Annotated in this window: 1 protein-coding gene and 1 pseudogene; both read left to right on the top strand. The window is 68.7% G+C overall.

The window, feature by feature from the left end:
• Window positions 1–493 (top strand): annotated as a pseudogene (locus tag VF794_RS12455) (glycosyltransferase family 2 protein); the annotation flags it as partial.
• A gap of 103 nt (window positions 494–596) precedes the next feature.
• Window positions 597–2,932: FAD-dependent oxidoreductase (locus VF794_RS12450; protein WP_331110003.1), on the top strand; the 2,336-nt coding region annotated here is incomplete at its 3' end.

The following is a 2,932-nucleotide window of genomic DNA, read 5'->3' as shown; positions in this document are numbered from 1 at the left end:
CCGGAGGGGGTGGCGGGAAGCCGCTCCCCAGGCCGCCTGGCTGGCCTTCCTGGACGCGGACGGCGCGGTGAGCGCGGGGGAGTTCCTGCGCCTGGCCTCGCTGGCCGCCGGGACGCGGGACCTGGACGTGCTGGTGGGCTCGCGCATCCTCATGGCCGGGCGTCGGGTGGAGCGCCGGCTCTTCCGCCACCTCCAGGGGCGCGTCTTCGCCACCCTCACCGATGTGCGATTCCGACTGGGTTTCTATGACACCCAGTGCGGGGTGAAGCTCTTCCGGGCCTCGCTGCTGCGCCCGCTGCTGGACCGACTCCAGGAGAACCGCTGGCTGCTGGATGTGGAGCTGCTGGCCCTCATGCGCGATCAGGGCGCACGGGCGCTGGAGGTCCCCATCGACTGGGCTGATGCCGGCGACTCGAAGGTCCGATTCGGCGTGGATGCGGCCAAGATGTTCTGGGGGTTGAGACAAATGCACCGCCGGTTGTACCGACCCTAGTAGCCGTTCTGATCGAGTCCGCTTGCTTTCCAGCCGGCGGGCCGCGAAATAGGGGCGGTGCGGCAACCGTTTTTGTCTGGTTGCCCCTTTCACTCCGAGCCACATGCGTCCCTTGACCGCCCTTTCTTCCAACGACGGCCCCACGCTCACCCTCGGCCTTCCGGGCTTCAGCTTCGAGGATCTGTACCGCCCCCGAGGGCTGCGTCGCCTGTCCGAGCGCTTCGACGAGCAGCTCGCCGCCGACGAGCCCGAGCTGTTCCAGGCCTTCGACGCCTACCGGAAGTCCGGTGGCAAGAGCGTGACCGGCCCCGCCGAGTCCGAGCTGCTCATCCGCGTGGCACGCCACGTGTCGGCCTTCGTGCGCCGGCTCTTCGGCATCGAGGCCGAGCTGGAGCGGCTGGCCCGCCACCTGAAGAGCGAGCTGCCGCTCTTCGACTTCAAGCGCGAGTTCATCTCCCGCCGCGTCTTCAAGAAGGGCGCGACGGACCGTCCCGCGCTCTCCGAGTACCCCTCGCTGGACGCGCGGATGCGGCTGATGTTGTCGCTCGCCTTCCCCGAGGCGCTCGCCAGTGACGACGTGGAGCGCGCCCTGGCGCAGTCCATCCTCACGCTGATGGACCTGGAGCGGCTCTTCTCCGGTACCTCCGGCAACCTGGCGCCGCTGACCCCGGAGCAGTCCGAGGCCCTGCGGGCGAAGTGGACGGGCCTCCGCGCCGCGTTGCTCTCCGGGCCCGAGGGCAAGGAGGCCTTCGGCTCCAGCCTGGTCACCCAGGGGGACGACACGGCGGAGCTCCAGTCGGTGCGCAACCTGCTGTCGCTGGCGGACCGCTGGACGTACGCCCGCGCGCTGCACCCGGAGATGAAGGAGCTGTTCCACAAGTGGCCCACGCACCGCGTGCCCAAGCCGCTGGTGTTCGATCAGCTCGTGCAGCTGGAGCGTCCGGACGAGAAGCTGCCGGAGATCACCCAGGGCCCGGACCACCACCTGCGCTACCGCGACGGCTTCAAGCTGACGGACCCGCGCGGCACCCCGCGTGAAGTGATGGGCGAGGTGGACTACTGCGTCATCTGCCACGAGCGCGAGAAGGACTCGTGCTCCAAGGGCTTCAAGGCGAAGGACGCGGCCGCCGAGGGCCATACCTTCAAGAAGAACCCGCTGGGGATTCCGCTCACCGGCTGCCCGCTGGACGAGCGCATCTCCGAGGCGCACGCGCTCAAGCGCGAGGGTGACTCGCTGGCCTCGCTCGCCGTGGTGATCATCGACAACCCGATGTGCCCGGGCACCGGTCACCGCATCTGCAACGACTGCATGAAGGCCTGCATCTTCCAGAAGCAGGAGCCGGTGAACATCCCGATGGTGGAGACGGCCGCCCTGACGGACGTGCTGGACCTGCCCTGGGGCTTCGAGATCTACGGCCTGCTCACGCGCTGGAACCCGCTGAACGTACGCCGCCCGTACGCGCTGCCGTACGTGGGCCGCAACGTGATGGTGGTGGGCCTCGGCCCGGCCGGCTACACGCTCTCGCACTACCTGCTCAACGAGGGCTTCGGCGTCGTGGGCATCGACGGCCTGAAGATCGAACCCTTCGAGGACGAGCTGGTGGGCCGCAACGGCAAGCAGCTCAAGCCCATCCGTGACTGGAGGGCGCTCACCCGTCAGCTGGACGAGCGCATCCTGGAGGGCTTTGGCGGGGTGTCCGAGTACGGCATCACCGTGCGCTGGGACAAGAACTTCCTCACGCTGATGCACCTGACGCTGGAGCGGCGGCAGAACCTGCGCATCTACGGCGGCATCCGCTTCGGTGGCACGCTGACGATTGAAGACGCGTGGAAGATGGGGTTCGACCACATCGCCATCGCCGCGGGCGCGGGCAAGCCCACCATCATCGGGATGAAGAACAACCTCATCCGGGGCATCCGCAAGGCGAGCGACTTCCTCATGTCGCTGCAGCTCACGGGCGCCTTCAAGCGGGACTCGCTGGCCAACCTCCAGGTGCAGCTGCCGGCGATCGTCATCGGCGGCGGCCTGACGGGCATCGACACCGCCACGGAGCTGCTGGCGTACTACCCGGTGCAGGTGGAGAAGTCGCTCGAGCGCCACGAGAAGCTGGTGGCGGAGCTGGGCGAGGAGGCCGTGCTCGCGCGCATGGACGCCGAGGAGAAGGCCACCTACCTCACCTTCCTGGAGCACGGGCGGGCGGTGCGCGCCGAGCGTCAGGAGGCGGAGGCCGATGGCCGGGCGCCGGACTTCATCCGGCTGGTGCGCAACTGGGGCGGTGTGAGCCTCGTGTACCGCCGGGGTCTCACCGAATCGCCGGCCTACCGCCTCAACCACGAGGAAGTGGCGAAGGCGCTGGAGGAAGGCATCCGCTTCATCGAGCGCATGAGCCCGGTGGAGGCGCTGCCGGACGAGAAGGGGGCGGTGAAGGGCATCCGCTT

This window comes from Archangium sp., assembly GCF_036389735.1.
GTDB lineage: Bacteria > Myxococcota > Myxococcia > Myxococcales > Myxococcaceae > Archangium.
This window is presented reverse-complemented; position numbering and strand designations above follow the sequence as displayed.